We start from the raw sequence: 25,097 nt of genomic DNA, 5'->3' as shown, positions 1-25,097 counted from the left end.
ACTACTTGCCGCCGCTGTCGCTGCCGCCGCCGCGGTAGTCGCCCGCCGCGGAGCCGCTGGTCCAGCCGTAGCTGCTGGTGTGGGTGTGGTGGCGGCGAGTGCCGTTGGCGAAGCTGTCGACGAGCACGAGCGAGCCGCCTGCATGCGGTGACACCGCGACGAGATCGTTGTCGAATCGCAGATAGTGGTTGTCACCGGTATTGCGCTTGTCGCGCGGATCGGTGGCTTTGGCGATCGTCGCGGCCACCGCGGCCGGTGCGGCGGTGGCGAGGAAGGCCAGACCGTTGTTCGTCTGGTCGAGCTGCTGCGCCCGTCGATACTTCTCGGCGACGAATTCGCGCGGGTCGTCGTCGCGCGTGACAACGACAACGGCGATCACCGCCACGATCACCACAACCACCGCTACCACGCCCGCGATGATCCATCTGGTGCGATTCATCGACCCGACCCCCCGAACCCGGTGCGCCACACAACTGTCCGTGATGCGTTGATGACTGACCCTCCCCATCGAAAAATCCTGCCGGACTGTATCACCCCATCGGCCCGGCACCCCACATCGATTCGGACAAACAGGACCCGTGCTGCTGGTCTGTGTTCCCGTCGCTCAGCGTGGGCGTTGCCAGCGCAAGGTGTAGCGCCACATCAGCCGCCGCCGGATCTCCGCACCGGGCAGGTGCTCGGCCGCCGCCGCACGGATTTCGCCCATCGTCTCCTGCGGATCCCGCAGGGCAACCGAAGGCCCACCGTAGGACCGATGCCGCCAGCGGTCGATCCCCCAGATCGCGGGGAGCAGCGGGAGGTAGTGAAAGTCGGTGACCGGGTGCATCTTCCAGAGCCCGACCACCGCGAGCGTGCCGCCCGGGGCGACGAGGTGGCGCAGGGTGGAGACGCCGTCACGCACGGGCACGTGATGCAGGGTCGCCACGGCGGTGACCACGTCGAAGGTCTGGTCGAGGTCGCGGAAGTCGGCGTGTTCGAGGTGGACATTCGGCGCGGCGGGCGCGTCCGCGATCACCTGATCGTCGATGTCGACCCCCAGCACCGCATCGCAGCGGGTCGCGAGTTTGCGGGCGAGCAGTCCGTCGCCGCAGCCGATATCCAGTGCCGTGCGGGCATTCTCGGGCACCTGATCGAGTACCCAGGAGTGGTAGTGCACATTGTGGTTCCAGTAGGGGTCGGTCGGCATGACCGGTCAACGCGCCACATCCCGGAAGGGTTCCGGAACTGAGCTGCCTCACAAGCTTTTTCGACGACCGTTCGTCGCGTGGGCCGACATCCACTCGGCGAACTGGGTGAGATCGTCGAGCACCACATCGGCACCCGCCGCCCACAACCCCTCGGCGTCGTAGGGCCCGGTCGTCACACCGACCGCCACCACCCCCGCAGCCTTCGCTCCGCGCATGTCACCCGCGTGATCACCGACGAAAACTTGCGCTGACTCCTCCCGTAGAACATCGGCCTTCCCGGTCGACCACAGATCACCCGCGAGCCGATCGACCTGCCACCCCAGGTGATCGACATGCAGCCGCGCATGCGGCTCGAACTTCCCGGTCACCACCAACGTCCGCCCACCACCCGCCCGCACCGCAGCCAACGCGTCATCGGCCCCCGGCAGCGCCCCGATCCGATCGACAACACCCGGGTACAACTCGCGATACCGGGCGACCAGATGCGGAACCAGATCATCCGGCGCCCCCGCATCCCCCAACAGCGTCGCCAGCGGCGGCCCGAGATGCTCCGCGAAATGCGACCCGTCCATCGGCAGATCGAACTCCCGAGCAAGCGTGTCGATCGCCAGCGCGACCCCCGGACGCGAGTCGATGAGCGTCATATCAAGATCGAACCCGACAGTAAGAGTCACACCCAGAGCCTATCGCCCCACCCCCTTCCGATCGCCCCCTGAACTGCACTGATTCACGTGGAACCCCCGCTGCACTCGATGCCGAAATCGGCAGGGGAGCGCTGCATCCAAGCACAGTGTGCGTCACGGCTTTTCGGTCCGACTGGTCGGTAACCAGAAAACTGGCAGGTCGAGCTCTGATCGCGAGATTGCCGAAAGGCGCTGAGCCACCCGGGAACACAGCGACTGGCAGACAACGCAAGCCTGCATTGCGTGCCACTGTCGCTGCCGCCCGGTTGATCGGGCCGAAGTCCTCGGTGAGGATGGTCCGATGTCGGGTGTGAAGTTCGTGCGGCGCGTGGATGGGCTGACCTATGAGTTCGCCCGTGACGGGGACGCGCACGGCTACCCCTCGTACAGGCGGGTCGACCTAGATATTTGGTGTCGGCGACTGCCCGGCTTCGGCTGGGTTGTGTGCAACGCCGTCGGTGAGGTCTCGAGCCGCCCGTTCGACGATGCTGGGCAAGGCGAGATTCCTCCCGAGGGCGTATGGGTGAGCCGCAAGGGCGCACGATCCTATGTCTATGACCTCGTCCGCGCCGATCCTCGGGCGTCAACTGTTTCCGGGATTCGCTAGGGCTGCTCGGTCTCGGCATCCGGGCTGGCGAAACGCCCGCGTCAGCTGCTGGCCGCTGCCGTGAACGGTGCGACCGTCGGCACCCGCACCGGCCGCGACGGATGGGTCCACACCCCTTTGCTCTCCAGAATCGGCAGCACACCTTCGCCGAACCAGTACGCCTCCTCGAGGTGTGGATACCCGGACAGGATGAAGTGGTCGATGCCGATCGCGGCGTATTCGAGCAGGCGATCGGCCACCTCGGCGTGCGAACCGACCAGCGCCGTGCCCGCCCCGCCGCGCACCAGGCCGACGCCCGCCCACAGGTTCGGGGCGATCTCGAGGCCGTCGGCGCGGCCGTTGTGCAGTTGCGCCATCCGCCGCTGACCCTCGGAGTCGCTCTTGGCCAGGTTCGCCTGGACCCGTTCGATCTCGCCGGGGGAGATGCCGGAGAGGAGCCGGTCGGCCTCGGCCCACGCCTCGGCGGCGGTGTCGCGGCTGATCACGTGGATGCGCAGGCCGAAGTCGACGGTGCGGCCCTCGATCGCGGCCAGTCCGCGGATCCAGTCGAGCTTCGTTGCGACGGCGTCCAGCGGTTCGCCCCAGGTGAGGTAGGTGTCGGCGTAGCGGGCGGCGATCGGGCCTGCGGGGCCTGACGAGCCGCCGAAGAAGACCGGCGGAATCGGGTCGGGGCGGGCGCTGAGGATCGCGTCCTGGACGCGCAGGTGCTCGCCGGTGAAGCTGAACGGCTCGGTCGACTCCCACAGCTCGCGCACGATGTGCAGGAACTCGCCGGTGCGCGCGTAGCGCTGGGTCTTGTCGAGGAAGTCGCCGTAGGCCTGCTGTTCGTGCTGCTCGCCGCCGGTGACCACATTGAGCAGCAGGCGCCCGCCGGAATGACGCTGGAAGGTGGCCGCCATCTGTGCGGCCAGGGTGGGGCTGGTCAGGCCGGGGCGCAGCGCGACCAGGAACTTCAATGTCTCGCTGGTCTGCACGAGCATCGCCGTGGTCAGCCACGCGTCCTCGCACCAGGCGCCGGTGGGGGTCAGGACGCCTTCGAAGCCGTTGTCCTCGGCCGCGGCGGTGAGCTGGTTGAGGTAGCGCAGCGTCGCGGGACGATCGCCGGACATGAAACTGCCGTGCCCGCCCGCCATCAGCCCGCGTGAATCGCCGTAGGTGGGCAGGAACCAGTGAAACGACAATCCTCGATCGGTCATCGTTCGATGCTGACCGGCGCGCCCGCGAACGTCACGGATTGCGCTCACCGTGCGCGCAACCCCCGACACGCCAACCCTAACTAGACGTAACTATACGAAACACGTAACCTCGAAGGCAGGCTCGGGCGACGGTGCTCGGGTCGGCGACCCTACGAAACGAGTTTCCTCAATGACGCGGCATGTCGACGTACTGATCATCGGCGCTGGCCTGTCCGGAATCGGCACGGCCTGTCACCTCATTCGCGAGCAGACCGGACGCAGCTATGCGATCCTCGAGCGCCGCGAGAACATCGGTGGCACCTGGGATCTGTTCAAGTACCCCGGCATCCGCTCCGACTCGGACATGCTCACCTTCGGTTTCGGCTTCCGGCCCTGGATCGGCACCAAGGTGCTCGCCGACGGCGCCAGCATCCGTGATTACGTCGAGGACACCGCCAAGGAATACGGCGTCACCGACCACATCACCTTCGGACGCAAGGTCGTCACCGCCGACTTCGATCGCGCGAGTGCCCTGTGGACCGTCACCGCGGTAGTCGAGGCGACCGGTGAGACCGAGACCTGGACCGCCAACTTCGTCGTCGGCGCCAGCGGCTACTACAACTACGACAAGGGCTACCAGCCGGAATTCCCCGGCCAGGAAGACTTCAAGGGCCAGATCGTGCACCCGCAGCACTGGCCCGAGGACCTGGACTACGCAGGCAAGAAGGTGGTGGTCATCGGTTCCGGCGCCACCGCGATCACGCTGATCCCGTCGATGGCCGACACCGCCGCGCACGTCACGATGCTGCAGCGTTCGCCCACCTGGATCCAGGCACTGCCCTCGGACGACCCGGTCGCGATCGGCTTCAAGAAGACCCGCGTGCCCGACCAGATCGCCTACAAGATCGGCCGCGCCCGCAATATCGCCCTGCAGCGCGCCAGCTTCCAGCTCTCGCGCACCAACCCCGAGCTGGCCAAGAAGCTGATGCTGGCTCAGGTGCGCCTGCAGCTGGGCAAGAAGGTGGACCTGCGCCACTTCACCCCCAGCTACAACCCGTGGGATCAGCGCCTGTGCGTGGTCCCCAACGGTGATCTGTTCAAGGTGCTCAAGAGCGGCAAGGCCGACATCGTCACCGACAAGATCGCCAAGTTCACCGCCAACGGCATCCTGACCGAGTCGGGTCAGGAGCTCGAGGCCGACATCATCGTCACCGCGACGGGGCTGAACGTGCAGATGCTGGGCGGGATCGCGCTGAGCATCGACGACAAGCCGGTGAAGTTCAACGAGACGGTCGCCTACAAGAGCGTGCTGTACTCCGACATCCCGAACTTCCTGATGATCATCGGCTACACCAACGCGTCCTGGACGCTCAAGGCCGACCTCGCCGCCGCGTACCTGTGCCGGGTGCTCAACATCATGCGCGACCGCGGCTACACCACCTTCGAGGTGCACGCCAACCCCGAGGACATCGCCGAAGAGTCCCTGATGGGTGGCGCCCTGACCTCGGGCTACATCCAGCGCGGCAACGATGAGATGCCGCGCCAGGGCGCGCGTGGCGCGTGGAAGCTGATCAACAACTACTACCGGGACCGCACGCTGATGCACAAGGCCCCGATCGAAGACGGCGTGCTGCAGTTCAGCAAGACCGGCACTACCGTCAAGGCCGGCGAGAAGGCCGTCGGCGCCTGACGCACCGAACCGACGAGGCCCGCCACATTTTCTGTGGCGGGCCTTTTCGCTGTCCGGGATCAGCCGATTTCGTTAGCCCGGGCGAACTTTCAGCTCCTCGGATACTATCGCGATCGAAGACACCGCCCGGGGAGATGAAGGAGGACGGTGTGGGATCTCGCCTACCGGCGACCATCCGTGACGCGGGGACGTGGCTGCGAAGATTCGCCGCGACGACACCAGGTGCGATCGGGGTGGTCCTCGTCGTGACCACGGTGGCCTGCGTGGTCGCCGGATCGACTGTGGGACAACAACTCGACGCCAAGATCGCGCGCACCGAACAGGTCCTCGACCGAACCGAACCACTGGCCTTCGCGGCGCAGAGCCTGTATGTGTCGCTCTCGGCCGCCGACGCGGGCGCGGCGACCGCCTTCCTGTCCGGTGGCATCGAATCACCGCAGGTACGAGACAGTTACGAGCAGGCACTCGCCGAAGCCGCCGCCGCACTGGCGGAAGCGACCGCGGGCGCAACCGACGCGCAGACCAGGGCCATCGTCGCCCGCATCGCCGCGGACCTGCCGACCTACACCGGCTTGGTCGAAACCGCGCGCGCCAATCACCGTCAGGGCTTCCCGGTCGGCTCGGCGTATTTGCGGCAAGCCTCGGATCTGATGCAGACCTCGCTGCTGCCCAATGCCGAACAGCTGAGCCAGGCTCGCTTCGCGGCTGTGCGCGAAGACCAGCAGCGCATCGGCGCGTGGCCGTGGACGAGCATCGTGGGACTGCTGCTGGTCCTGATCGCCTGTGCGGTCGGCTCGGTGGTGTTGCTGCGGCGGACCAACCGCCTGGTGAACACCGGTATGGCCTTTGCGTTCGGCGCCGCCCTGGTAGCCCTGCTGTGGACCGTGGGCGGCACGCTGACCGCCGCGCAATTGCTCGACACGGGTCGCTCCGGTGCCGGTGCGCGCGTGGAGAACCTGGCAGGCGCCCGCATCCTCGCCCAACAGGCCCGCACCGACGAAACCCTCGCCCTGATCACCCGCGGCGACATCACCGCCACGGAGAAGGCCTTCCAAACCCACAGCGACGACCTGGGTGGGCGCCTCATCGCCGCCGGTGGCGGCGACTCCGATGCCGAACGCGCACTGACGAATTGGCGTTCCGGCCACAACGCCCAGCGCACGGCCTACGAGAAGGCCGACTACAACGGCGCGGTCACCCAGGCCATCGGCACCGGCCCCGACAGCTCGGCCACCAGCTTCGCCCGCCTCGACCAGGAACTGCGCGACGACCTGGGCCAGGCCCGCGACGACCTGCGCGACGGTGTCGCCGCCGCCGGAAACGCGTTGACCCTGAGCCCCTTCGGCACGCTGCTCCTGTTGCTGGCCGCGGCAGGCGCGGTGATCAGCGGACTCTGGCCACGCATACAGGAGTTTTTGTGAAGCGCCCCTTGCTGATCGCGTTCGCCGCGGCCGTGCTGCTGGTCGCCGGCTGTGGTGACGCACCCGAACCGTCGACCATCCCCGCCAGCGCGGTCGCACCTCCGCTGCCCGGTGCCGAGCCGATCACCTCCGCGCCGAGCGCTGAGGGCACCGGAGGCTGCGACACCGAAGCGACGCTGGCGCCGACGGGCGCGCAACCGCGTCCGGGTGCGATGCCCGCGGGCTCGGCCATGGCCGCGATCGTGGCGAACGGCAGGCTGCGGGTCGGCGTGGACCAGAACACCTACATGTTCGGGTTCCGCAATCCCTCGACCGGCAGGCTGGAGGGATTCGACATCGACCTCGCCAGGGAGATCGCGCGCGACCTGTTCGGTGACCCGGACAAGATCGAACTGCGCTCCGTCACCGCCGCCGACCGCATCCCGCTGCTGCAGGAGAAGAAGGTCGACATGATCGTGCGCACCTTCTCGGCGACCTGCGAACGTCGCCGCGATGTCGACTTCTCCAGCGTGTATTACCGTGCGTCGCAACGCATCGCGGCCCCGCGCGGCTCTGGCATCACCGGTGGCGCCGGGCTGGCGGGCAAGCGGGTGTGCGTGGCCAAGGGCACCACCGCCGCCGCGCCGCTGTTCGACCTGTCGCCGCGGCCGGAGGTGCTCGGTGTGACCAACTGGACCGACTGCCTGGTGGCCCTGCAACAGGGCACCGTCGACGCGATCAGCGGCGACGAGCCGATCCTGGCGGGTCTGGTGGCTCAGGACCACAACCTCGAAGTCGTCGGCCAGTCGATCGGTTCGGGCGCGTACGCGGTCGGCGTGCCGCGTGGCAGCGACGAGCTGGTGCGTTTCGTCAACGGCGTGCTCGACCGCACCCGCATCGACGGCACCTGGGAGCGGATCTACGCCGAGCACCTGTCGACGCTCGGTCCGTCGCAGGGTCCGCCGCGGCCCGGGTACGCCAGATGACCTGGCCGATGCTCGGCGTGCTCGACATAGACCGCGAACTCACCGGGCGTACAGCGGAATTGGCGAAGGTGACCACGACCCTGCTGGAACTCGACCGTCATCCCGGCCTCGCCTTGGTCCGCCGCTACCCGCCGACGGGGGAGACCGCGCGACGCTGGGTGCCGGTGGAGAAGGCGCTCGGTGAGCTCTGGGAGGAGCTGGGCCGGGTGCGCACCATCCTCGGCGAGGCAGAGTCCGTCCGTGCGGGGCGCGGCAAACTCGACGATCGCGCACGCGCCAGGCTCACCGAACTGCTGCGCGGACGTCCGCACGAAGTGGCCAGGATCCCGATTCCCCTGGCGCAGCGCGGACTCACCGGCCCCAGCGAAACCGTCGTGACGGTCGGCATCGCCGACTGCCTGGACCGGATGCGCGCCGCGTTCGCCTTCGTCGCCCCGTTCGCCGACGAGGTCGCGGCGGTCGATGCTCGGGTGCTCGGCGCGCTCGGTCCGTTGCAGCAGCGCGTCGAACAAGCCCGCGGCGCACTGGACGCGGCCGCCGAACCACTGGCCACGCTGTTGCGCCGCGCGGGCACCGACCCGCTCGGCTTCGGGCCGGGCGAGATCGACACCGCCCTCGCCTCACTCACCGCGCTGATCGAGACCGAATCCGCCCGCCACCGTGACCATCTCGCGGTCGCCGCCGACCTACCCGGTGCGGTCGCCGCCCTGCGCGCACAGTTGGCCGATCTCGGCCAACTGCAACATCGCGCCGACGACACCGCTGCCCAGGTCGCACACAAGGTCGAGACCGCAGCGCTGCCCGAGGGTGGCGAACCGGCCACCAGGCTGCGCGCCGAACTCGACACCCTCGGCGATTCGCCTGACCGCCCGACGGTGGAACACCTCCTCGCGCTGCGCGTGCGCGTCGGTGCGGCGAACGAAAAGGCCACGCAGCGAGAAGAATTGGCGCGCGGCCTGCTCGACCGCCGCGCCGAACTCCGCGGCCGACTCACGGCCTACCGCGCCAAGGCTTCCCGGCTCGGCGTGAGCGAGGACCGTGACGTGCTCGCCGCCGACCGGATCGCGGCCGGGCTGCTCACCCGCACACCGTGCGATCTTTCCGCGGTCACCCGCGCGGTCGCCGACTATCGTTCGATCATCGGGGAGAAAGCGGGGCGGACAGCATGACGTGTAATGAACCGGGGTGCGGCGGCACGATCGAAGACGGCTACTGCGCGCTGTGCGGTACCGCTCCGGTCGCGAGCGCGCCGCAGGCACCGCAGCCCCAGGCCGGTCGATCGGGGCGCACCACCGCGCAACCTCGCAGCGGCAATCGTCAGGCACACCCGGCGCCCCTGCTGGTTCCCGGTGTCTGTGGCGAACCCGATTGCGGCGGCACGATCATCGACGGCTACTGCGACACCTGCGGCACGGCTCCGGCCTCGGTGACGGGCCCGCTGCACAGCCCGTCCGCGTCGACGGTCAGCGCCAGCGGACGCGCGTCGGGCCGATCGGTGCGCACCCGGTCGGGCTCGGCCCGTTCGGCCGCGCGCGGCAGGCTCGGCGCCGGACTCGTCGAAGTGCCGCCCGTCCCGCGCGTCGACCCGGCCACGGCCGTTCTCGCCGACCCCCAGGTCCCCGAATCCGACCGCTTCTGCGGCAAATGCGACAAGCCCGTCGGCCGCGGCCAGGCGGGCGTGCCCGGCCGCACCTCCGGGTTCTGCCCGAACTGCGGCACCCGCTATTCGTTCGTGCCCCGGTTGCGCGCAGGCGATCTCGTCGGCGGCCAATACGAAGTGGCGGGCGCGCTCGCCCACGGCGGCCTCGGCTGGATCTATCTGGCCACGGACCGGGCCGTCAACAAGCGCTGGGTGGTACTCAAGGGCCTCATCGATACCGGTGACGCCGACGCGCTGGCGGCGGCCCTGGCCGAACGGCGTTTCCTCGCCGAGGTCGACCACCCGAACATCGTCAAGATCCACAACTTCACCGAACACGCCGACGCCGACGGCGAACCCGTCGGCTACATCGTCATGGCCTACGTCGGCGGCACCTCGCTCAAGCAGATCCTGCGCGCCTACCGCGCCGAGCACCAACGCCATCTGCCGCCCGCGCAAGCGATCGCCTACGTGCTGGAGATGCTGCCCGCGCTCGGCTACCTGCACGCGCGCGGCTGGGCGTACTGCGATTTCAAGCCCGACAATGTGATGCAGACCGAGGAACGCCTCGAGCTGATCGACCTCGGCGCGGTCATCGCGATGGACGATCGCACCAGCCCGATCTACGGCACCCTCGGCTACCAGGCGCCCGAGATCGCCGAAACCGGCCCGACCGTGGCCACCGAGATCTACACCGCGGGCCGCACACTGGCCGTGCTGATGATGCGGGTGCCCTCGGTCGACGGCAAACTCGGCCCGCTGCCCGGCCCCGACACCGAACCGCTACTGGCCGAACACGATTCGCTGTACCGGTTCCTGCGGCGGTCCACCGATCCCGATCCGCTGGCCCGTTTCGCGTCGACGAGCGAAATGGCCGATCAGCTCACCGGCGTCCTGCGCGAGGTACTGGCCACCGGCGACGGCATCCCGCGCCCCGGCATGTCGAGCCAGTTCGGACCCGCCCGCGCGGTCTTCGGCATCGACAGCGCCACTCCCGAACCCGCCGCGATCGTCACCGGCTTACCCGCCCCGCTGGTCGACCCCGGCGACAGCGGCGCCGCCCTGCTGGCGACCACCGACGCCGCCAGCCCCGCCGAACTCGAGCAGGCACTCACCGCCGGCTTGCGCGCGGTGGTCACCGGATCGAGCGAGTCGGTCGAGATCCCGCTGCGCCTGGTCCGCGCCGAACTCGAAGCCGGCGATGCGGCCGCGGCGCTGACCCGCCTCGCCGCCCTTGACGCCGACCTCGAATTCGACTGGCGACCGATCTGGTATCGCGGCCAGGCAGCCTTGCTGAACGGCGATTATGCCGCTGCCGCAGCGGATTTCGACTCCGTGTACGCGGCGCTACCCGGTGAACCCGCCCCCAAACTCGCCCTGGCGGCGGCACTGGAACTCGGCGCCAACGCTCGCACCGAGAACCCTGACACCCCTGTCGAGGTCGGCCGCGCACTGGCGCTCTACGAAACGGTGTGGCGCACCGACCACACATACCTGTCCGCCGCCTTCGGTGCCGCCCGACTGCGCCGCACCAACGGCGACCGCACGGGCGCGGTGGCGGTGCTCGACCAGGTCGACCGCACCTCGTCGATGTTCACCGAGGCCAGGGTCTCCGCCGTCGAAACCCTCCTCACACAGCGAGATCCGGCCGACCTCGACGAAAACCTGCTGCGTGAGACCGGCGAGCGCGTCGACCGACTGCGACTGGACTCGCGCACCCGCACCGCGCAGGTGCGGATGTTCGTGCTCGAGGCGGCACTGAACTGGATCCGGTCGGGACAGCGACCGAGTACACCAGGCAAGCTATTGGACGTGGAATTCACCGAGCAGGGCGTGCGGACGGGATTGGAACGATGCTTGCGGACACTGGCGCGCGAGGCCGACGACATGTGGACCCGATTCGATCTGGTGGACCAGGCGAACTCGGTGCGACCGAGGACCACCCTGTGAGCGCGCCGGGTTGCGCGGACTGTGTGGGATCGGCGCAGGCGGGATTCCGCTTCTGCGAAGGCTGCGGACGTGAACTCGGGGTGCGCAAAGTCGCTCTGCCCGTGCACGATCCGGTCGCGGTGCCGCAGTGCTCGACCTGTGGCGAACGGCGCTACGAGGGCGGGTTCTGCGTCAAGTGCGGTAGCCCCAAGCCCGTTCCCGACCGTTTCGAGGAAGACCTCGGCGCGGTGTACGTCCTCACCGATCGCGGCATCAGCCACTCGCGCAACGAGGACGCGGTCGCGGCCGCGGTCCGCGAGGGCGACGGCATCCGGGTGATCGTGGTCAGCGACGGCGTCTCCACCTCCCAGGATCCCCAGGCCGCGTCCGGCAACGCCGCCCGCTCCGGTGTCGACGCCACCCTGGCCGCACTGGCCGAGGGCCGCTGCGACTCCGACGCGGTGATGGCAGGCCTGGCCGCGGCCACCGCCGCGGTGCGCGGCATGTCGCGCACACCCGAATACGCGCCCTCGTGTACCTACGTGTCGGCGATCGTGCGGACCACGCCGGTCGGCACCGACATCACCGTGGCCAATGTCGGTGACAGCCGGGCATTCTGGCTCGCCGCCGCCGATCCCACCGCCTCGCGCAGGCTCAGCGTCGACGACTCGTGGGCCCAAGCCCTCGTCGACGCGGGCGCCCTGGACGAAACCGCCGCCATGAACGACCCACGCGCCCACACCCTGATGCGCTGGCTCGGCGCCGACGGCAGCGAAGCGCCGTGGTCGGAACGCTGCCTGCAGCGCATGACCGCCACCGAAGCAGGCACGGTGCTGCTGTGCAGCGACGGCATGTGGAACTACCTGCCCGAGGCGATCGCGCTGGCCGGTTTCACCGTCGAAACCTCACCGCAGGCCGCGGCACGCGCCCTGGCCGATTTCGCCTTGAACAGCGGAGGCAGCGACAACATCACGGTCGCGCTCGCACCGGTGCCCGCCCTGCTCGAGCCTGGAGTGTCTTAACCCTTCCCCCGGCTGAAGCCGGGGGATTTCCAGCTCGGACCGCACCACTAACCGCCCCGGAAGGAGGCCAGCAATGTCTCACGTCGTCAACACCGACACGGTCGAGTTCTACCGTGGCCGCCAGGATCACCTGGGCGGCATTGCGATCTCTGTCCGCGGTGTGTCCGCAAGCCTCACACCGGAACATACGCACATCCAACGCAAGCCGCTGCTTGGCTCTCGCACCACAGCTCGCGCAGGTCATCGTCGTATAAGCAGGTGGAACCAAAACGACTTTCCGGCCCGCCCTCCTAGCCCGTTCGATCAGTTCACGTTTCGCGACGCTGATCGCGGCGTCAGCCGCTTTCCGCGCCATGGTGGAACGGGTCAAAAACTTCGGTGTGAAGTCCTCGATCGCGATCGTGTGATGGCGGTCGACAACTCGCGCGGCCCACACACGGGCAGCGTGGGTGTTCTGCCGGGCGGCCTTCTTGTGCAAGCGTGCGGCTTGGCGGCGAGCAGACTGGTAACCGTTGCTGGGCTTCTGCCCGCGAGGTCGTCGCCGTCGCGCCATTTTCCGTTGTGCCCGGGCCAGTTCGGCGGCACAACGCTTGCGGTGTCCGCTGTAGGGCAGATCGAACGCCGGGTCAGTGGCAGTCGCGGTTGTTTTCACACCCCAGTCGATCCCGATACCGCCCGACGCAGGCGGAGCGGGCGCGACCGGGCGGCGCACGACGAACGACGCGTACCAGTGCCCAACAGAGTCCAGGTAGACACGCACCGAGGTCGGTTCGGACGGCAACTGTCGCGACCACACCACGGGGATCGACACCTTGCCCGGCAACCGCAATCGGCCCTCACGCACCGAGAATCCTCGGGTCGTGTATTCCAGCGACGGCAATGCCCGGTCCTTGCGCTTGAGCGTCGGCTTGCCCTGCCCCTTCACCGTGAACGAATGATCCAACGATTGGGCGTAGGTGCGCAGTGTCTGCTGCTGGGCCACCTGCGATCCCTCGCGCAGCCACAGCATGCGGGACCGGGCCTGGGTCAGCATTTTCGACAGTCGCACGAGTGTCGGCTTGTGTCCGGCCCGCTGCTGGTGGACGGCTTCGTTCCACAGCCATCGGCAGCGATGCCACTCGGTGTGCAGCGCGTGCGAAGCCGTTGCGCCGGGGCGCAATCGGTAGGTGTAGCGCACGGTCTCGTCCACACGGAAAAGTATGCACCTGCTCGGGCCGCGACTCCCAGTTCGGCATTCACCGACTGGTCGAGCAGATCAAAGGCCGATCGTCTGAACTTCTACGCCAAGGGCCCGGAACTGAAGATTCGGCTGCCCACCCTGTTGACCAACTCGTACTTCGTTGCCACTGTCGGCGACCCGACCCTGGAGGTAGTGAAACGCTATGTCGAGAACCAGAAAAACGTTTGAAGGGCATGCCCACTCCTCCCGACGGCTGAAGCCGGCGGTTTCCCGGGAGGTCGCTCAATGAGTTCTGCTGAGGCCACCGGTATTTCGATCGCCATCGACCAGAACGAGTTTCTCGCCGAAGGAGCGTCGGTGGTCGACGCGGTCCTCACGGTGACTACAGGTCCCGAACTCGCAGCCGTCGCGGCACCACCGCCGCGACTCGAGATCCTGATCATCGACTGCTCCGGCTCGATGGGCAACAAGCGCAAATTCGAGAACGCGCGCAACGCCACCCGCACCGCGCTCGACGAGATCCCCGACGGCACCGCGTTCGCCATCATCGAGGGCACCGAATCGGCCCGGATGATCTACCCCACCAACAACGTCATGTCCGCGCCCGCCGACCGCTCGCACCGCAGCGCGGCCAAGCGCGCGCTGGACAAACTGCGCCCCGACGGCGGCACCGCCATGGGTTCGTGGCTGGCGCTGGCCCGCCAGGTCGCCGCCGCGCACCCCGGCGCGCAGGCGCACGCGATTCTGCTCACCGACGGCAAGAACGAACACGAGACCCCACAGCAGCTCGCGACCGAACTCGACCGTGCCGAAGGACTTTTCGTCTGCGACTGCCGTGGCGTCGGCGACGACTGGGTCGCCGAGGAACTGCGCAAGATCGCCTCGAAACTGTCCGGTGACGCGAACATCGTCGCCGATCCGAAGGACCTGGCAGGCGACTTCGCCGCGATGATGCGCTCCTCGGCCGCCCGCGTGATCCCGGAACTGACCCTGAAGGTCTGGACCCCTGCCGGTGCGCGGGTGCGGATGGTCAAGCAGGTGTCGCCGGTGCTCGAGGACCTGACCGGCCGCCGGGCCGACGCGGGCGCGCAGGTGGGGGAGTACCCGCTGTCGTCGTGGGCCGCCGAGGAACGCGAATACCACGTGCAGATCGAACTGGAACCGGCCGCGCCGGGCCGGGAGAAGCTGGCCGCCCGGTTGAGCGTGCTCGCCGGTGACGAGGTGCTCGGCCAGGGCCTCGTGCGCGCGGTCTGGACCACCGATTCGACCCTGTCGACCCGCATCAGCACCCGCGTCGCCCACTACACCGGCCAGGTCGAACTCGCCCAGGCCGTCCAGGAAGGCCTCGCAGCCCGCCGCAACGGCGATGTCACCACCGCGACCGCGAAACTGCGGCGCGCGGTGGAACTGGCCGCCGCCTCCGGCCACGAATCCACCGCCAAACTGCTGCGCGGGGTCGTCGAGGTCGAACACGACGGCACCGTCAAGCTGCGCGGCCAGGTCGCCGCGGCCGACGAACTCGCCCTCGACATCCGTTCGACCAAGACCGCCAGGGTGCGGCCGGAGGGCGGCTGACATGCTCGTATGCGCGGACGGGCACGAGTCGCGGTCGACCGACTACTGCGATGTGTGCGGGTCGGCCCTCACCGGCGCACCGGCGCCCGATCCGGCGTCGCTGCGCCTGTGCCCAAACTGCCAGGCACCCACCAGCGGCCGGTTCTGTGAAGGCTGCGGGCACGATTCGGCCCTGCCGTCCGCCGCCGGATCCAGGGCAGGAGATCGACCGGAAGCGACGTTCCGAGCGCGACCCGACCGGGCCGAAACATCACAGGGTGGTGCGCGACCCGGACCCGCACGCGCCGAATCCGAACCTGCCGACTCCTCCCGGGAGAACGCGCGGTTCGACCCGCCGAGGACCGCCGGGACCGATCCGACCCGCACCGGTGTGCAACCCGGGTTCGACCCCACGCTGATCGCGGGCACACCACCCGCCGCCGCCAAGACGTGGGTCGCCCGGATCTTCGCCGACCGCGAGCTCTACGCGCGCGTCCAGGCCCGCAAAGGCCCCGATGCCGAACGTGTCGAATTCCCGGACTTCTGTCCCGAACGCCGAATCATCTTGCACGGCAACCGGTTCCTGATCGGCAAACGATCGGCCTCGCAGGGCATCGTGCCCGAGATCGACCTCGGCATCGCCCCCGTCGATATCGGCGTCTCGCGCGCGCATGCGATGATCCAGGTCGATCAGGGCGGCGCGCTCACCGTCACCGACCTCGGTTCCACCAACGGAACCAGCCTGGACGGCGCCGAAGCCTCGATCCCGCCGCAGCAAGCGATCGCCCTGCGCGAAGGCAGCCGGATCCACGTCGGCGGCTGGACCACCATCGCGATCAGCGCGGAAGCGTAGACGCACCTGTTCACGAAACGTAGGGTCGGGGCCATGACGAAGTTCGACGGGAAGACCTGCCTGATCACCGGCGCCGCCAGCGGCCTCGGCCGCGCCACCGCCTTCGCGGCCGCCGCGAAAGGGGCGTCGCTCGTCCTGACCGACATCACCGCCGACGCCCTCGCCACCACCGCAGAGGAACTGCGCGCGGCGGGCGCCATCGTGCATCTCGCGCACGCGGCCGATGTCAGCGACCATTCCGCCGTGGTCGGCCTGGCCGCCCACACCTTCGACGCCGTCAGCCACGTCGACATCGTCATGAACGTGGCGGGCATCGCCACGTGGGGCACCGTCGACAAACTCACCCCCCAGCAGTGGCGTCGCACCGTCGACATCAACCTGATGGGCCCCATCCACATCATCGAAGAGTTCATCACCCCGATGATCACCGCGGGCCGCGGCGGTCACCTGGTGAACGTCTCCTCGGCGGCAGGCATCTTCGGCCTCCCGTGGCACGCCCCCTACAGCGCCACCAAGTTCGGCCTACGCGGCGTCTCCGAAGTCCTCCGTTTCGACCTACGCCGCCACAAGATCGGCGTCAGCCTCGTCTGCCCCGGCGCCATGTCCACCCCCATGGTCGACACCGTCGACATCGCAGGCATCGACCGCGACAACGCCGCCCTGAACAAGGCAATCGGCCTGTTCATGCGCCACGCCGTCACCCCCGACCAAGCCGCCACCGCCGTCATCAAGGGCGTAGAACGTAACCGTTACTGGGTCTACACCTCCCGCGACATCCAACTGGCCCACTGGGGCCAACGCTATTTCCCCTACGGCTACACCCTCGCCATGCGGGGCCTCAACTCCGCCATGACCAGCTACGTCACCAAGAACGAACTGGTCCGCTAGCAGCGGGCTGAGCCAAGGTTTGCCCGATCCGGGAGCGACAACTGAGCGGGCTCGTCACCGGCACGCACCCAAGGTCGGGAATCAGCGGAATGAACACCGACTGAACTCTGTGACGGCACCTCTAACCCATCCGCCGACGGCACTACCATCGCGACTGAGCGCCGAATGTGGTCCGTGCGGCGGGGACTCGGGGATGGGGGATTCATGCAGGTTTTGCCAGCTGATTTGCAGGCGGTCGCGGTCGAGATGGATCGGATCGCTGACGAAGGGATCGGACGCCTGCCGGTGATAGGTGGCAGACCTGCGGGGACGAACCTTCCTGAACTGAACACGAACGTGGGCAATTACGCCCCGGCGGTGTCCGAGTATCGCGACCGGTGGGATAGCGGACACGGTCGCGAGCCTGGTGACGCCCCGAAATGACACGGACGGTGAGTGCGCTTGTTGCAGGGCTACAGGTGGTCATACTGCTCGCCCTGAGTGGCCTCGCCGGTGATGCGTCGAGACCGTCGCGCCTATGGGACGATCGATTCCAGTACAACTTCCGTTGGGCGTCGCCCTCGGGAGTGGATCTGAGGTCAGAAATCGCTATTCAGGTTCGATCCTATGTCGAGACCGCGTTTCTGAACGGAACCGGTCAAATGGAGTGGCGAGAAGCGTGGAAACGGATGGGGGTCTCCGAGCATCAACTCTTCAGCCCGCTATCTTTGCAGTTCGACGAACGTGCGTCCGACCCCCGTTGGACGATTCGAGGTACGGCATACGCTTCTTTGATCAATGTCGAACGGCACATCATCCCACCACCCTACGACCGACGGACGCCCACCAATCGGTGGTATTTGACCGCGACGGTATGTGTTTGGGGCACAGGATTGGCGTACGGGAACAAATCCGGAGAATATTACACAGGCCGTTATGCAGCGTTGCGATCGGGCAGGCTCGATTTGGCTTTCCACCTATCGGGTGGTGGACTAGCCGAACCTGACGCCCGAGTTTGGGGTCCTGCGCGGTATCCGACTCGCGACTACTTCGGTGATTGGATTCAGTCGCAGCATGTAGTCACACCAGATCGCCAGCGAGGGGCCAACCCGCAAACATGTCAACTCCCTCCCGAATTCCCCGCCACGCTGAACCCCGGCGAGTACATCGAGAAGCCGTCAGCGCGTGTCCCTGCCCCCGAGGTTCTACCGCCCTACCCGGGCTGGCCCGAATAATAATCTGCAAATCAGGCGGCGCGTCCCCGGGAATAGTCACCGACTCGTCCGCCGCGTGCTTGGACACGCTCCCTCCGTGCGGGGCGACAACCAGGCAAGCTGGACCATCAAGTGGCCCGAATTCCGAACACCGCCACCGGTCGGTTTTCGGGATCTGGCCCAATTTTCGTGAGCCGTCGGCCGGGCTGTTCAATCGCTCAACAAGATTCGCTTCCTCAGTAGGTCTGGCTTCGCTCGGCCGAACATCTGCCGTTTCAGCATTTTGATGCGGTTGACGTGGCCTTCGACGGTTCCGCTGCTCCAGGGCAGCGTGAAGCCGGCAGTGACCGCGTCTTGGTCGCGGCGCAGACCACGAACGAAGGAGTGCAGCGCCGGTTGGTCATCGGAATCGACTGCGGCCATCCATCTTTCGAGGTCTCGTCCGCGGCGCTCGCTCATGATCGCGGCGAACTCGCGAACGTGGACGACCAGTGATGCCAGTTCCGGGCTGACGGACAGGATCGCGTCGAGGCGCGCTTGATCGTCGGAGTCGATGTTGTCGGGGTTGGTCATGATCCAGGCGGTAACCCGGCGGGTCAAGTCCCCAGTAGTGGTGTAACGCAGCATCCTTCGGTTCGGTGGGTCAGGCGCTGAGTTCGAGGGCGGGTTGGTTCACCTCGTTTCCGGTATCGGTGAGCAGCGTGAGGCGGCTTTTGGCGAGGATGTCCAGGCCGAGGTAGCGGCGTCCTTCAGCCCATTCGTCGGTTTGCTCGGCCAGGACCGCGCCGACGAGGCGGATGATCGCGTCTCGGTTGGGGAAGATCCCGACACTGTCTGTGCGGCGGCGGATTTCGCGGTTGAGTCGTTCGTTGGGGTTGTTCGACCAGATCTGTTGCCACAACCCTTCCGGGAACCCGGTGAACGCGAGGATCTCCGCGCGAGCGGTATCGAGGTGATCGAACGCGTCGGGCAGTTTGTCTTCGACGTAGTCCAGGAGCCGGTCGAACTGAGCGTGGACGGCCTCGGCGTCGGGTTGGTCATAAACCGAGTGCAGCATCGCTTTCACCGCAGGCCACATGGCTTTCGGGGTCACACTCATCAAGTTCGCGGCGTAGTGGGATCGTAAGATAATAACGTGTTGTATTGCAGCTCAACGTATTTCGGCATGCTATGGCGTTAGCCGACGGTGTCATCGCGGGTCTGGCCGAGCGTTTCGCGGTGTTGCTGCCGCATCTGAACGAGCGGCAGCGGCGTCTGGCGTTGGCCAGCGAAGCGCTCGGGCACTGGGGCATGGCGGAGTACGGGCCGTGGCCCGAGCCGCCAAAGTCAGCGAAACCACCGTCCGCAAGGGTGTTTTCGAGCTGGAGGCCGGTGAGCAGCCGCTGCCCGACGGGCGAGTTCGGCTTTCAGGCGGCGGCCGCAAGCCGGTCGAGGAGTTGGATCCTGGCCTGGTCGCAGCATTGTTGACGCTGGTCGAGCCGGACGAGCGTGGAGATCCGATGTCACCACTGCGCTGGACGGTCAAGTCTCTGCGGAGCTTGGCCGAAGAGCTGACACGGACCGGGCATCCGGTGTCCGCGCCGACCGTCGGCCGCCTGTTGAAAGGTCAGGGCTTCAGCCTGCAGGCCAACGCCAAAACCCTGGAAGGAACCCAGCATCCCGATCGGGATATCCAGTTCCGATACATCAACGACCAGGTCAAACAGCATCACACCGGCGGGCAACCAGTGATCAGCATCGACGCCAAGAAGAAGGAACAACTGGGGCAACTGCCCAACTACGGCCGGCAGTGGCGTCCCAAAGGCGATCCGGTCAAGGTCGAGGACCACAGCTTCTTTTTCATCGGCCCGGAAGTTGACGTGGCGATCCCGTTCGGCATCTACGACCTGGCCAACGACTCCGGCTGGGTCAACGTCGGCACAGACCACGACACCTCGGTATTTGCCGTGGAATCGATTCGGCGCTGGTGGCGCTCCTGCGGCCGTACCTATCGAGGCTCACTACTGAACATCGCGGCGACTGCGTCGTGGGACGCGCTAGAGGTCGCTCGGGTCGGTGTTGGCGCCGCACAGGATCACGCAGACGCGTTCGCCGGGTTCGGGCTGGTATGCCGGGCCCGAACCGGTGTCGAGCAGGGCCGCCATGGCGGTTGCCGCGCCGTTTTCGACGGCGATCCGGTGGGAGTCCCACAGTTGCTGACGGGCTGCGCGGATCGCGTCGTCGGGGACCAATAGTGAACGCACGCTGGGATGTTGGGCGGCATCGAGGGCCATCGCCGACACGTTCGGCGCGCCGAGGGAATCGGAGGCGATGGAGTCGACGGTGACATCTACCGGGCGCCCGGCTGCCAGCGCGGCGTTGAGCGACCGGCAGCCCTGCGGTTCGACCGCCACCGTGCGAATTCCGAAATGCTGTGCGGCGATTGCTGTTCCGGTGAACAACCCACCGCCGCCGACCGCGACGAGCACCGTGTCGAGATCGGGTCGTCGCTCGTGGATCTCCCGCATGAGCGTGCCCGCGCCCGCGGCGACGAGCGGATTGTCGTAGGCGTGGGGAAGTCAGCGCTCCGCTGGTCTCGGCGAACTCGAGGCACGCGGCCAACGCCTGCTTGTATTCCGGACCGATCAGTCGCACCTGCGCGCCGTAGTCACGAAGTCGACCGATTTTGACCGGGGGCGCGGTCTCGGGCAGAAACACCGTCGCGGGCACCCCCGCCTCCCGCGCCGCCCACGCGCACGCCAACCCGGCATTGCCACCTGAGGCGATCGTCACACCGGCGTCCGGCAACGTCCCCGCAGCGGCGTGCGCGCGCACGAAATTCTGCGCACCGCGCGCCTTGAAACTGCCGGTGAACTGCAAGAACTCCAACGCGAACCACAGCGGGTCCGCCCCTGGTCCGGCCGATGCGACGGTGATCGGGCGAACATGGCCGTCGATGCGCGCCGCGGCGGCTTCGATGTCAGCGAAAGTCGGGGTCACGCCCTCGATGATGCCACGGGATCGACGCCCTCGAACTGCGTGTTGACCGGCCGAATTGTTACGACGGGTTTACGCCACGAGCAGTCTGGGTACATAACAGATCGGTAACAAGCTCGAAGGCGGGTTAGTCGTGTCGGTCTGGGGACGCGAAAGACCCCAGTGCAAACCGGCGCACGCCCGGCGTGTCAGCAAAGGATGTGCACACACATGAGCGCGAACCTGATGATTGTGGACGATGACGTCCAGATGCGGGGAGACCTGCGTCGCGCGATGGAGGACGAGGGTTACGCCGTCGCCGAAGCGGGCGTTCCCTCGGATGCCCTCGATCGGCTGCGCAGCGACGGCCCACCCGATCTGATGATCGTCGACCTGATGCGCGGTGAAGCCGACGGCTTCGACTGCATCAGAGAGATCCGTCGCGACCACGACGTGCCGATCATCGTGATCAGCACCCGTTACGACACCCACGACGTGGTCGCGGCCCTGGAGGCGGGGGCCGACGACTTCGTGAGCAAACCGTTCGAAATCAAAGAGATCACCGCCAGGATGCGCGCGCTCCGCCGTCGCGCCCGCATCACCGCCGACCGCGACACCACCCCCGAGGCGGTCCTCGACGCCGATCCGCTCACCCCGTTGGTGCTCGCCGCCGACGCGGGCGCGGTGCGACGCGGTGCCGAGGAGATCCATCTCACGGTCACCGAATTCCGGCTGCTGTGCGAGCTCGCGGAGACCCCCGGCAGAGTGTTGAGCCGGTCCGTGCTGCTCGAAAGAGTATGGGATCAGGGCTTTTTCGGTGACGAGCGGATCGTCGACGTCCATGTCCGACGGCTGCGTACCAAGATCGAACGCGACCCCTCCGATCCGCGCATCGTGGTTACAGTGCGTGGACTCGGGTACCGCCTGGACGTGCAGTCGTGTTAAACGATTCGTCATACAACCGCAAAGAGGTCGACACAAAGACCGCAAAGTCTGCTGGGCACCTTAGATGTATGACAACGTCCACCATGTCCATCGAGCCGACTGTCAGCGCGGCGGCCCCTGGTTCGGAACCGAGATTGCGTCATCCACGACTGGGCGATGGTGCGCAGCTGTGGCGGATCGCCCGCGACTCGCAGGTGCTCGACGTCAATTCCAGCTACGCGTACCTGCTCTGGTGTCGCGATTTCGCCGCGACCTCGCTGGTCGCCGAGATCGACGGTCAGCCGGTCGGGTTCGTCATCGGGTATGTGCGCCCGGACGCGCCTGACACGCTGTTCGTCTGGCAGATCGCCGTCGACGCGCAATGCCGAGGCCGCGGCCTGGCCGCGAAGATCCTGCACGCACTGCTCGATTCGGTAGCGCACGCGGGCATCACCACGCTGGAAACCACGATCTCACCCGGAAACACCGCCTCCCAGGCGCTGTTCTCCGCGGTGGCCCGGGAACGCGGTGCCGATTTGCGCACCGAGGACCTGTTCGAAGAAAACGATTTCCCCGATTCACACGAGGCCGAGCTGCTGTATGTGATTTCACCGGCTCAGCGCCAGGAGGAACGACGATGATCACGACCACCGACACCAGCATTTTCGAGGCCATGGAATCGAATGTGCGCGGATACTGCCGTGACTGGCCGGCCATCTTCAGCACCGCCGAAGGCGCCTGGCTGCGCGACGAACAGGGCCGCGAATACCTCGACTTCTTCGCAGGCGCCGGCGCGTTGAACTACGGACACAACAACCCGATCCTGAAGAAGGCGCTGCTCGAGTACATCGGCGGCAACGGCATCACCCACGGTCTCGACATGTCGACCGTGGCCAAGCGTGAATTGCTCGAAACCTTCCGCGACACGATTCTGTCGCCGCGCGGTCTCGACTACAAGGTGCAGTTCCCCGGCCCGACCGGCGCCAATGCCGTCGAAGCCGCGCTCAAGCTGGCCCGCAAGGTCACCGGGCGCAAGACGATCCTGAGCTTCACCAACGCCTTCCACGGCATGACCCTCGGCGCGCTGGCGGTCACCGGCAACGCGGCCAAGCGCGCGGGCGCCGGTGTGCCGCTCGAGCACTCCACCCCGATGCCGTACGACGGCTACTTCGACAACACCATCGAGGACTTCGGCTGGATGCAGCGCGTTCTCGACGACAGCTCCTCGGGTTTCGATCGCCCCGCCGCGGTGATCGTGGAGACCGTGCAGGGTGAGGGCGGCGTCAACCTGGCCCGCGCCGAATGGCTGCGCCACCTGGCCGGCCTGTGCGCCGCGCGCGACATCCTGCTCATCGTCGACGACGTGCAGATGGGCTGCGGTCGCACCGGCCCGTTCTTCTCCTTCGAGATCGCGGGCATCACCCCCGACATCGTCACGCTGTCGAAGTCGATCAGCGGGTACGGCCTGCCGATGGCGCTCGTGCTGCTCAAGCCCGAACACGACGTGTGGTCGCCCGGCGAGCACAACGGCACCTTCCGCGGCAACAACCCCGCCTTCGTCACCGCCACCGCCGCCCTGCGCGAGTACTGGGCCGACGACAAGCTGGCCCAGCGCACCGCCGAGAACGGCGCCTACGTGGGTCGCACGCTGAGCGCGGTCGCCGAACGCCACGCCGGGGTATCGACCCGTGGTCGCGGCATGGTGCACGGCATCGTCTTCGACGACCCGTCGCAGGCGGGCAAGGTGTGCCGCACCGCGTTCGAACAGGGTCTGCTGGTGGAGACCTCGGGCTCGATGGACGAGGTCGTGAAACTGTTGCCGCCGTTGACTCTCGGCAGCGACGAGCTCGATCAGGGCCTGTCGGTCCTGGTCTCCTCGATCGATACCGTCTGTGGTGGTGCCGCATGATCGTGCGCACCACCGAAGCGATCACCGGCACCGAACGCGATGTGGCCGGGCCGGGTTGGCGCAGCAAGCGCATCGTGCTCGGTGGCGACAAGGTCGGGTTCTCGTTCCACGAGACGACGATCGAGGCGGGCACCGTCCACAAGTTCCACTACCAGAATCATGTCGAGGCGGTGTGGCTGGTCGAGGGCGAGGGCAGTCTGCTCGATCTCGACAACGAGACCGAGTACCCGCTTGGCCCCGGTTCGATGTACCTGCTCGACGGCCACGAACGTCACCAGGTCACCGCCCGCACCCAGCTGCGCATGCTGTGTGTTTTCAATCCGCCGGTCACCGGCCGCGAGGTACACGATGAGAACGGGGTGTATCCGCTGATCATCGAGGAGGAGGACGCTGCCAGTGTCTGAGATGTTCGACCACTACCCGACCCGGTTGTCCGAGCCGGCCCCGCATGTCGAACGCACCGATCCGACGGTGTGGGGAGAAGTCACCTCGCCGGAGCTGGCCGGGTTCGACGCGAACGGTTTCGCGACGATCCCCGACCTGCTCACCCCCGACGAGGTGGCCGCCTTCGGCGCCGAGATCGGCCACCTCGCGGCCGACCCCGTGCTCTACGGCGACGAGCGGGTAGTGGTGGAACCGGCTGCGGGGCAGGTGCGTTCGGTGTTCCAGGTGCACAAGCTGAGCAAGCTGATCGCGGAGTTGATCACCGAATCGCGGATCGTCGGCCTGGCCGAGCAGATCCTCGGAACGCCGGTGTACCTGCACCAGACCCGGGTGAACTACATGCCCGGTTTCGGTGGCAGCGGTTTCGCCTGGCACTCCGATTTCGAGACCTGGCACGCCGAGGACGGCATGCCCGCCCCGAGAGCGGTGAGTCTGTCGATCGCGCTGACCGACAACTACCCGTTCAACGGCAGCCTGATGTTGATGCCCGGCTCGCACCGCACCTTCGTGCCGTGCCTGGGCGAAACGCCCACCGGTCACTATCGGGAGTCGTTGCGCGAGCAGCGAATCGGCATCCCGACACCGGACGACATCACCTTCCTCGCGGCCCGCTACGGCATCACCCAGTTCACCGGCAGAGCCGGATCGGCGTTGCTGTTCGACTCCAACCTGATGCACGGTTCGTCGAACAACATCACCCCGTTCCCCCGCTCGAACATCTTCCTGGTGTTCAACAGCGTGGAGAACGCCCTGGTCGAGCCGTTCGCGGCTCCCCAGCGCCGCCCGCAACATATCGCCGCGCGCGATTTCATGCCGGTGCGTGAAGCCGCGCCGGAAGCTGTTGGGGCACTGGCGGATCAGTCGCACTGAGGGGTCCTC

Annotated in this window: 21 protein-coding genes and 5 pseudogenes; 17 read left to right on the top strand and 9 right to left on the bottom strand. The window is 67.3% G+C overall.

The window, feature by feature from the left end:
• Nucleotide 1: 1 nt before the first annotated feature.
• The 3 genes from ACFWUP_RS03670 to ACFWUP_RS03660 all read right to left on the bottom strand — a co-directional run bounded on the left by ACFWUP_RS03670 (nucleotide 2) and on the right by ACFWUP_RS03660 (nucleotide 1,861).
• On the bottom strand, nucleotides 2–439 hold the full coding sequence (locus tag ACFWUP_RS03670; RefSeq protein ID WP_379230365.1) for a DUF4247 domain-containing protein: 438 nt from the start codon (nucleotides 437–439) through the stop codon (nucleotides 2–4).
• Between the two features lie 165 nt (nucleotides 440–604).
• The gene (locus ACFWUP_RS03665; RefSeq protein WP_379230363.1) at nucleotides 605–1,186 is read right to left on the bottom strand and encodes a class I SAM-dependent methyltransferase; all 582 of its coding nucleotides are present in this window, start codon (nucleotides 1,184–1,186) and stop codon (nucleotides 605–607) included.
• 48 nt (nucleotides 1,187–1,234) lie between these two features.
• Entirely contained in the window at nucleotides 1,235–1,861 is a 627-nt protein-coding gene (locus ACFWUP_RS03660) for an HAD family hydrolase (protein ID WP_379230362.1), read from the bottom strand.
• A gap of 310 nt (nucleotides 1,862–2,171) precedes the next feature.
• On the opposite strand from ACFWUP_RS03660, the gene ACFWUP_RS03655 reads away from it, so the two are divergent.
• A complete protein-coding gene (locus ACFWUP_RS03655; protein WP_379230360.1) occupies nucleotides 2,172–2,477 on the top strand; it encodes a hypothetical protein in 306 nt (101 codons plus the stop codon).
• 41 nt (nucleotides 2,478–2,518) lie between these two features.
• On the opposite strand, the gene ACFWUP_RS03650 is transcribed toward ACFWUP_RS03655, so the two are convergent.
• Entirely contained in the window at nucleotides 2,519–3,673 is a 1,155-nt protein-coding gene (locus tag ACFWUP_RS03650) for an LLM class flavin-dependent oxidoreductase (RefSeq protein WP_379230358.1), read from the bottom strand.
• Between the two features lie 169 nt (nucleotides 3,674–3,842).
• On the opposite strand from ACFWUP_RS03650, the gene ACFWUP_RS03645 reads away from it, so the two are divergent.
• From ACFWUP_RS03645 to ACFWUP_RS03620, 6 genes are all read left to right on the top strand, one after another.
• Entirely contained in the window at nucleotides 3,843–5,342 is a 1,500-nt protein-coding gene (locus ACFWUP_RS03645) for a flavin-containing monooxygenase (RefSeq protein WP_379230356.1), read from the top strand.
• Between the two features lie 149 nt (nucleotides 5,343–5,491).
• Complete coding sequence (locus ACFWUP_RS03640) at nucleotides 5,492–6,763, top strand: hypothetical protein (protein ID WP_379230354.1); 1,272 nt, start codon at nucleotides 5,492–5,494, stop codon at nucleotides 6,761–6,763.
• On the top strand, nucleotides 6,760–7,728 hold the full coding sequence (locus tag ACFWUP_RS03635; RefSeq protein WP_379230353.1) for a glutamate ABC transporter substrate-binding protein: 969 nt from the start codon (nucleotides 6,760–6,762) through the stop codon (nucleotides 7,726–7,728). The genes ACFWUP_RS03640 and ACFWUP_RS03635 overlap by 4 nt, the downstream gene beginning before the upstream one ends.
• Nucleotides 7,725–8,897 (top strand): hypothetical protein, encoded by a 1,173-nt coding sequence (locus tag ACFWUP_RS03630; protein WP_379230351.1) that lies wholly within the window; start codon nucleotides 7,725–7,727, stop codon nucleotides 8,895–8,897. The genes ACFWUP_RS03635 and ACFWUP_RS03630 overlap by 4 nt, the downstream gene beginning before the upstream one ends.
• Entirely contained in the window at nucleotides 8,894–11,317 is a 2,424-nt protein-coding gene (locus tag ACFWUP_RS03625) for a tetratricopeptide repeat protein (RefSeq protein WP_379230349.1), read from the top strand. Before ACFWUP_RS03630 ends, ACFWUP_RS03625 begins: the two co-directional genes overlap by 4 nt.
• Nucleotides 11,314–12,318 (top strand): PP2C family protein-serine/threonine phosphatase, encoded by a 1,005-nt coding sequence (locus tag ACFWUP_RS03620; RefSeq protein ID WP_379230347.1) that lies wholly within the window; start codon nucleotides 11,314–11,316, stop codon nucleotides 12,316–12,318. The genes ACFWUP_RS03625 and ACFWUP_RS03620 overlap by 4 nt, the downstream gene beginning before the upstream one ends.
• Here ACFWUP_RS03620 and ACFWUP_RS03615 read toward each other — a convergent pair.
• Complete coding sequence (locus ACFWUP_RS03615; protein WP_379230947.1) at nucleotides 12,266–13,495, bottom strand: RNA-guided endonuclease InsQ/TnpB family protein; 1,230 nt, start codon at nucleotides 13,493–13,495, stop codon at nucleotides 12,266–12,268. The two genes, ACFWUP_RS03620 and ACFWUP_RS03615, sit on opposite strands and share 53 nt — an antisense overlap.
• A 41-nt stretch (nucleotides 13,496–13,536) precedes the next feature.
• On the opposite strand from ACFWUP_RS03615, the pseudogene ACFWUP_RS03610 reads away from it, so the two are divergent.
• The 4 genes and pseudogenes from ACFWUP_RS03610 to ACFWUP_RS03595 form a co-directional block, all read left to right on the top strand.
• Nucleotides 13,537–13,726: pseudogene (locus ACFWUP_RS03610) on the top strand (transposase); the annotation flags it as partial.
• A 57-nt stretch (nucleotides 13,727–13,783) separates the two neighbouring features.
• Nucleotides 13,784–15,073 carry a VWA domain-containing protein gene (locus ACFWUP_RS03605; RefSeq protein ID WP_379230345.1) on the top strand — a complete coding sequence of 430 codons (1,290 nt, stop codon included), beginning with the start codon at nucleotides 13,784–13,786 and terminating at the stop codon, nucleotides 15,071–15,073.
• A gap of 1 nt (nucleotide 15,074) precedes the next feature.
• A complete protein-coding gene (locus ACFWUP_RS03600; RefSeq protein WP_379230343.1) occupies nucleotides 15,075–15,905 on the top strand; it encodes an FHA domain-containing protein in 831 nt (276 codons plus the stop codon).
• Between the two features lie 33 nt (nucleotides 15,906–15,938).
• Complete coding sequence (locus ACFWUP_RS03595; RefSeq protein ID WP_379230342.1) at nucleotides 15,939–16,793, top strand: SDR family oxidoreductase; 855 nt, start codon at nucleotides 15,939–15,941, stop codon at nucleotides 16,791–16,793.
• A gap of 1,403 nt (nucleotides 16,794–18,196) precedes the next feature.
• Here the strand turns inward: ACFWUP_RS03595 and ACFWUP_RS03590 are convergent.
• A pseudogene (locus ACFWUP_RS03590) lies at nucleotides 18,197–18,580 on the bottom strand (transposase); the annotation flags it as partial.
• Nucleotides 18,581–18,629: 49 nt separating this feature from the next.
• A pseudogene (locus tag ACFWUP_RS03585) lies at nucleotides 18,630–19,109 on the bottom strand (transposase); the annotation flags it as partial.
• A 47-nt stretch (nucleotides 19,110–19,156) separates the two neighbouring features.
• On the opposite strand from ACFWUP_RS03585, the pseudogene ACFWUP_RS03580 reads away from it, so the two are divergent.
• A pseudogene (locus tag ACFWUP_RS03580) lies at nucleotides 19,157–19,968 on the top strand (ISAzo13 family transposase); the annotation flags it as partial.
• Nucleotides 19,969–20,022: 54 nt separating this feature from the next.
• Here ACFWUP_RS03580 and ACFWUP_RS03575 read toward each other — a convergent pair.
• Together ACFWUP_RS03575 and ACFWUP_RS03570 are read right to left on the bottom strand one after the other, a co-directional pair.
• Complete coding sequence (locus tag ACFWUP_RS03575; RefSeq protein WP_379230340.1) at nucleotides 20,023–20,493, bottom strand: pyridoxal-phosphate dependent enzyme; 471 nt, start codon at nucleotides 20,491–20,493, stop codon at nucleotides 20,023–20,025.
• Between the two features lie 109 nt (nucleotides 20,494–20,602).
• Nucleotides 20,603–20,965 (bottom strand): annotated as a pseudogene (locus ACFWUP_RS03570) (pyridoxal-phosphate dependent enzyme); the annotation flags it as partial.
• Nucleotides 20,966–21,172: 207 nt separating this feature from the next.
• On the opposite strand from ACFWUP_RS03570, the gene ACFWUP_RS03565 reads away from it, so the two are divergent.
• The 5 genes from ACFWUP_RS03565 (at nucleotide 21,173) to thpD (ending at nucleotide 25,088) form a co-directional block, all read left to right on the top strand.
• Nucleotides 21,173–21,886 carry a response regulator transcription factor gene (locus tag ACFWUP_RS03565; protein ID WP_379230338.1) on the top strand — a complete coding sequence of 238 codons (714 nt, stop codon included), beginning with the start codon at nucleotides 21,173–21,175 and terminating at the stop codon, nucleotides 21,884–21,886.
• A 68-nt stretch (nucleotides 21,887–21,954) separates the two neighbouring features.
• On the top strand, nucleotides 21,955–22,506 hold the full coding sequence (ectA, locus tag ACFWUP_RS03560) for a diaminobutyrate acetyltransferase (protein WP_379230336.1): 552 nt from the start codon (nucleotides 21,955–21,957) through the stop codon (nucleotides 22,504–22,506).
• On the top strand, nucleotides 22,506–23,774 hold the full coding sequence (ectB, locus tag ACFWUP_RS03555; protein WP_379230945.1) for a diaminobutyrate--2-oxoglutarate transaminase: 1,269 nt from the start codon (nucleotides 22,506–22,508) through the stop codon (nucleotides 23,772–23,774). The genes ectA and ectB overlap by 1 nt, the downstream gene beginning before the upstream one ends.
• Nucleotides 23,771–24,178 (top strand): ectoine synthase, encoded by a 408-nt coding sequence (locus tag ACFWUP_RS03550; protein WP_379230334.1) that lies wholly within the window; start codon nucleotides 23,771–23,773, stop codon nucleotides 24,176–24,178. Before ectB ends, ACFWUP_RS03550 begins: the two co-directional genes overlap by 4 nt.
• Nucleotide 24,179: 1 nt before the next feature.
• Entirely contained in the window at nucleotides 24,180–25,088 is a 909-nt protein-coding gene (gene thpD, locus ACFWUP_RS03545) for an ectoine hydroxylase (protein WP_379230943.1), read from the top strand.
• Nucleotides 25,089–25,097 lie beyond the last annotated feature (9 nt).

The sequence above is a fragment of the Nocardia sp. NPDC058658 genome (genome assembly GCF_042716665.1).
Taxonomy (GTDB): Bacteria; Actinomycetota; Actinomycetes; order Mycobacteriales; family Mycobacteriaceae; genus Nocardia.
The sequence above is the reverse complement of the archived record's forward strand: the minus strand, read 5'-3'. Positions and strand labels throughout refer to the sequence as shown.

Excerpts from the sequence above, each read along its gene's own strand:
- ACFWUP_RS03645 (WP_379230356.1), top strand. The coding sequence starts at position 3,843 with ATGACGCGGCATGTCGACGTACTGATCATCGGCGCTGGCCTGTCCGGA.
- ACFWUP_RS03655 (WP_379230360.1), top strand. The coding sequence starts at position 2,172 with ATGTCGGGTGTGAAGTTCGTGCGGCGCGTGGATGGGCTGACCTATGAG.
- ACFWUP_RS03670 (WP_379230365.1), bottom strand. The coding sequence starts at position 439 with ATGAATCGCACCAGATGGATCATCGCGGGCGTGGTAGCGGTGGTTGTG.
- ectA (WP_379230336.1), top strand. The coding sequence starts at position 21,955 with ATGACAACGTCCACCATGTCCATCGAGCCGACTGTCAGCGCGGCGGCC.
- ACFWUP_RS03630 (WP_379230351.1), top strand. The coding sequence starts at position 7,725 with ATGACCTGGCCGATGCTCGGCGTGCTCGACATAGACCGCGAACTCACC.
- ACFWUP_RS03605 (WP_379230345.1), top strand. The coding sequence starts at position 13,784 with ATGAGTTCTGCTGAGGCCACCGGTATTTCGATCGCCATCGACCAGAAC.
- ACFWUP_RS03595 (WP_379230342.1), top strand. The coding sequence starts at position 15,939 with ATGACGAAGTTCGACGGGAAGACCTGCCTGATCACCGGCGCCGCCAGC.
- ACFWUP_RS03665 (WP_379230363.1), bottom strand. The coding sequence starts at position 1,186 with ATGCCGACCGACCCCTACTGGAACCACAATGTGCACTACCACTCCTGG.
- ACFWUP_RS03600 (WP_379230343.1), top strand. The coding sequence starts at position 15,075 with ATGCTCGTATGCGCGGACGGGCACGAGTCGCGGTCGACCGACTACTGC.
- thpD (WP_379230943.1), top strand. The coding sequence starts at position 24,180 with ATGTTCGACCACTACCCGACCCGGTTGTCCGAGCCGGCCCCGCATGTC.
- ACFWUP_RS03625 (WP_379230349.1), top strand. The coding sequence starts at position 8,894 with ATGACGTGTAATGAACCGGGGTGCGGCGGCACGATCGAAGACGGCTAC.
- ACFWUP_RS03575 (WP_379230340.1), bottom strand. The coding sequence starts at position 20,493 with ATGCGGGAGATCCACGAGCGACGACCCGATCTCGACACGGTGCTCGTC.
- ACFWUP_RS03650 (WP_379230358.1), bottom strand. The coding sequence starts at position 3,673 with ATGACCGATCGAGGATTGTCGTTTCACTGGTTCCTGCCCACCTACGGC.
- ACFWUP_RS03565 (WP_379230338.1), top strand. The coding sequence starts at position 21,173 with ATGAGCGCGAACCTGATGATTGTGGACGATGACGTCCAGATGCGGGGA.
- ACFWUP_RS03550 (WP_379230334.1), top strand. The coding sequence starts at position 23,771 with ATGATCGTGCGCACCACCGAAGCGATCACCGGCACCGAACGCGATGTG.